We start from the raw sequence: 3,848 nt of genomic DNA, 5'->3' as shown, positions 1-3,848 counted from the left end.
CATACATTATCTCAACCTACTAAAATAACTCCATCTACTCTTGAGCATAATACTATCTCTTCTACTAAACTTGAAAGTAAGAAAATAAATGATCCTATCAAGTTTGATATTCGTTCATCTGAAAAAGAAATGAAACAGCCTGAGCATAAATTTAATGAATTAGATTTATGGAAGATGTTAAAGGATAAAGGTGTTCCTTTATGGATTATACTTGAAATGCTACAAAAGGCTCGTAAAGAAAAAGAAGCACAAAATAATTCAGTTCAAAATTCAAATGGGATTGAGGAAACGAGTGAGACTCGATTAAATGAAGTAATGTAAAGCATAATAATTGATTTGTCTATAAACTAAAAAGAGTTCGAAGCTGATGAAATTTTTATCAACTTCGAACTCTTTTTTAAGGTTTTTCGCCAATCGTTACAAAGTGAAAAGATACTTCTCCTTCCAAACCTTTAATTAACTTTTTTACTTTGACATTTTCATTAACCAATGTATTATCTGTCGACATTTTAGGTTTTTCGTCACCTAGTGATTTTTTCAAATGAAGAAGATGCATTTTCATTTCATTTGCCTTTATTTCTTTATAAACACTATTTTTTGCTACAATCATATACCATTCCGTTGAATATTTACGATTGTTACCTATCCAAGCATCACTATCGTATGTAACAGGAATCTCTTCCTCTCCTATTTTAATACTTTTCATAGTCTTATTGTCTTCACTTGTAAATAATAGCGCCCCTTCTTTGGGGAATTTCGGTAACGTATCTATAATATAATTGGAGCCATTATCTTGTTTTCGAAAAAGTTTTTCTTTAATCAATGCTTGTGCTGTAGATTCATTTAAAATTAAGACATTTCCATTTCCAACTTCCCCTTTTTTCACAGAAAACACTTCATTTTCTTCCGTAATTTCCTGATAACGATTAATAATTGGTGAAATATTATTTTCATCTCCAATAATTAATACACCGTTTGCAGGAAATGGATTTTCCTTTTTAGAACATGCACTAAAACTTATTAATAATAGTATCGTTAACATAAAAATAGTTAAAATTCTTTTCATCTCGTTTCCTTTCATCATACAGTTCATTTTTCTACATACTTTATTGTAGTCTTACAAGCTAATAAATTCTATTGCTCCATAACCTTATAAAGCTTTTGCAGATAACGCCAACGGGTTATAAAGAAATATAAAACTTGTATACATATAAATGAAATTAAAATAACGATAGAGCTATTTATGATAGAAAAATCGACTAATTGCTGTAATGCTATATAAGCGACTACAGTATGAATCACTGCAACGACAATTGGTAAAAAGAACATTAATAATAACTGTCTCGTTACAACTTTTTTTAACTCACCTTTACTTAATCCCATTTTCGAAATCATTTTATATTGCTGCTGATCGCGATCCAAATCTGTATATAATCGGAAATAAATAAAACTAGCAGCGAATGTAAAGAAGACGATTCCGACTAAAATACTTACCATAAGTAATAAACCATTCTTTTGCTTTGCTTCCAACAAGTTTAATGTTAAAGCTTCAAAGTAGAAATCTCTGTCCCTAAGATCTTTATCGAATATACTCTTTAATTGATTGGAAATCTCTTTCGTTTTTATCCAATCATCTACAACAAATCCGTAAGTACGATATGGAATTTCTTTATTAACTGGGTCACTAGTAAGAGGCATTCCATCATATACCTGATCTTGAACAGCGATATAAATAGTTCTAGAATCGTGTGGTAAAACTAAATTTTCTACAGCTTTTTTCACATGAAATGTCTTTGTCCAGTCACCTTGAATGACTTCTATATTCTTTTTATACTCGCCATTTTTAAATTCTTGTTTTTGTGATACGACTCCAGGAATTAATAAAATTTCATCTTCTTTTTCAATTTTTTCTTGTTGATAGCCTAGTGCTTTAGCAAGATCGTTGTATTCACTTAACTTCATTACATTTACGCCATTTTCTGTGTATATATATGAAGATGAAGCCATTCGATACGGAATATTAGCATCAGAAAGGTGCTTTTTTATAATAGAAAGATTTTTATTCAATACTTTGTCATTTTCAAGACTTCCATACAAAAATGTATAGGGATTTGTCATCCTTACTAAATCCCTATTTCCAATTGCGGCTGTTGTACCAATTGCTGTAAATGCAACTGCTGAAACAATAGATACTATAAAAAACATCGTTGCATTATCTTTCATACGGTAAATTAATTCAGAAAATGTTAATATATTTGTTCTCTTTAAAAAGAAAGATTCTCTCCTTTTAGCAAGGCGCAATATATACACGCTACACTGTGTATATAAAAAGTACGTTCCTATAATTACTAGGAGCACACCTATTCCAAGCGTAATAAAATTGGTACTTGGTATGAAGCGAAATACTGAAAAATATCCATACCCTATACTAATTAAAGAAAGTAGCGATAATAAAACTGAAGATTTCGGTTCAGGTTTTGGCTTTTCCTCTGCTCGAATAAGTTCCACAAGTTCCGTTACTTTTATCATTTTAAATGTAAATAATGAAACAATTAAAAACAAGAAAAGAAATGTGATAACAGTTAATAATACAGCCCGCACTGGTATATAAAAAGGTAAACCATTATTAATCATTAATACACTTGCACTTATCAATAAGACTAGTTTAGAAAATATGAGTCCAATGAAAATCCCTATACAAATTGAACCAAGTCCAATCAACATATTTTCAATTAATAATAATTTCTTAAGCTGTCTCATTGACATACCTTGCATCATTAAAATGCCAAATTCTTTCTTACGCGTTTTTAAAAACGAACTAACTGAATATAAAATGAAGAAAAATGAAAATACAAAAATCAATCCTTGCGAAACTGAAAATCCCAATGTACCAAATGCACTTATTGTTGCACTTGTCGATTTCAACTCACCTTGTAAATCAGGATGAAATAATAAAAGAGCATACGTAAAGAAAATCATAATAGAAAATGCACTACTTAAAAAATGGGCAGCATATGTACGCTTATTGCGAAAAATATTATTAAATGCGAACTGACGAAAAGTCATGCCTTTTCCCTCCTAACAAAGAAAGGACATCCATAATCTTTTGATAAAAAGTTTGCCTACTTTCACCACAATAAATTTCGTTATATAGTTGACCATCTTTAATAAAGATTACTCGGCTGCAAAAGCTCGCTGCATACGGATCATGTGTAACTAACATCATCGTTGCTTTTTCTTCTTTATTTAGAGTATCCAGCATCTCCATTACATCATTTGAAGATTTAGAGTCCAAGTTCCCTGTTGGTTCATCTGCAAGTAATAATTGCGGCTTATGAACAATTGCACGAGCGATTGCTGTTCTTTGAGCTTGTCCCCCTGATATTTCAAACGTTCTTTTATTCAATATATCTGTAATATTTAACTTCTCTGCAATCTCTTCCAATCGCTTGTTCATTTCTTGCACGGAAACACCATCTAAAGTCATCGGCAATACGATGTTTTCTTTTACAGTAAGTGTGCTAAGAAGATTAAATGATTGAAAAACAAATCCTAATTGTTTTCTGCGGAATAACGCTAATTCTTCTGATGATAATTGAAAAGGATTTGTGCCATTAATAAATATTTCTCCCGATGATGGAGAATCAATAGTAGATACCATATTCAATAACGTTGTTTTTCCGCTACCTGATGGACCCATAATTCCTACAAATTCACCTTCTTGAATTGATAAATCAATATCTACTAATGCTTTATAAGGTACTTTCCCTTTATATACTTTACTAATACTTTTAGCCTGTAAAATTTCCATGTATATTCTCCCTTCATTTCCACTGCTCACTATAAAG

Annotated in this window: 4 protein-coding genes; 1 reads left to right on the top strand and 3 read right to left on the bottom strand. The window is 30.7% G+C overall.

The genetic code is table 11. From position 1 onward, the window contains the following. Positions 1-321: DUF3914 domain-containing protein (locus tag ACQGSG_RS27465; RefSeq protein WP_426948514.1), on the top strand; the 321-nt coding region annotated here is incomplete at its 5' end. Between the two features lie 76 nt (positions 322-397). On the opposite strand, the gene ACQGSG_RS27460 is transcribed toward ACQGSG_RS27465, so the two are convergent. From ACQGSG_RS27460 to ACQGSG_RS27450, 3 genes are read right to left on the bottom strand one after another with little or no spacing between them, the layout of a single operon-like run. Beyond that, positions 398-1,084 (bottom strand): lipoprotein BA_5634 family protein, encoded by a 687-nt coding sequence (locus ACQGSG_RS27460; RefSeq protein WP_325843074.1) that lies wholly within the window; start codon positions 1,082-1,084, stop codon positions 398-400. Between the two features lie 50 nt (positions 1,085-1,134). Continuing rightward, entirely contained in the window at positions 1,135-3,066 is a 1,932-nt protein-coding gene (locus tag ACQGSG_RS27455; RefSeq protein ID WP_000144153.1) for an ABC transporter permease, read from the bottom strand. After that, positions 3,041-3,811, bottom strand: coding sequence for an ABC transporter ATP-binding protein (locus ACQGSG_RS27450; protein ID WP_000404440.1), 771 nt, complete (start codon positions 3,809-3,811; stop codon positions 3,041-3,043). The genes ACQGSG_RS27455 and ACQGSG_RS27450 overlap by 26 nt, the downstream gene beginning before the upstream one ends. Positions 3,812-3,848: the final 37 nt, after the last annotated feature.

Origin of the sequence: Bacillus sp. GMa5/1 (assembly GCF_050172015.1) — a bacterium.
Lineage (GTDB): Bacteria > Bacillota > Bacilli > Bacillales > Bacillaceae_G > Bacillus_A > Bacillus_A cereus.
Note: the sequence above shows the minus strand (reverse complement) of the source record. Positions and strands in the feature narration are given on the sequence as shown.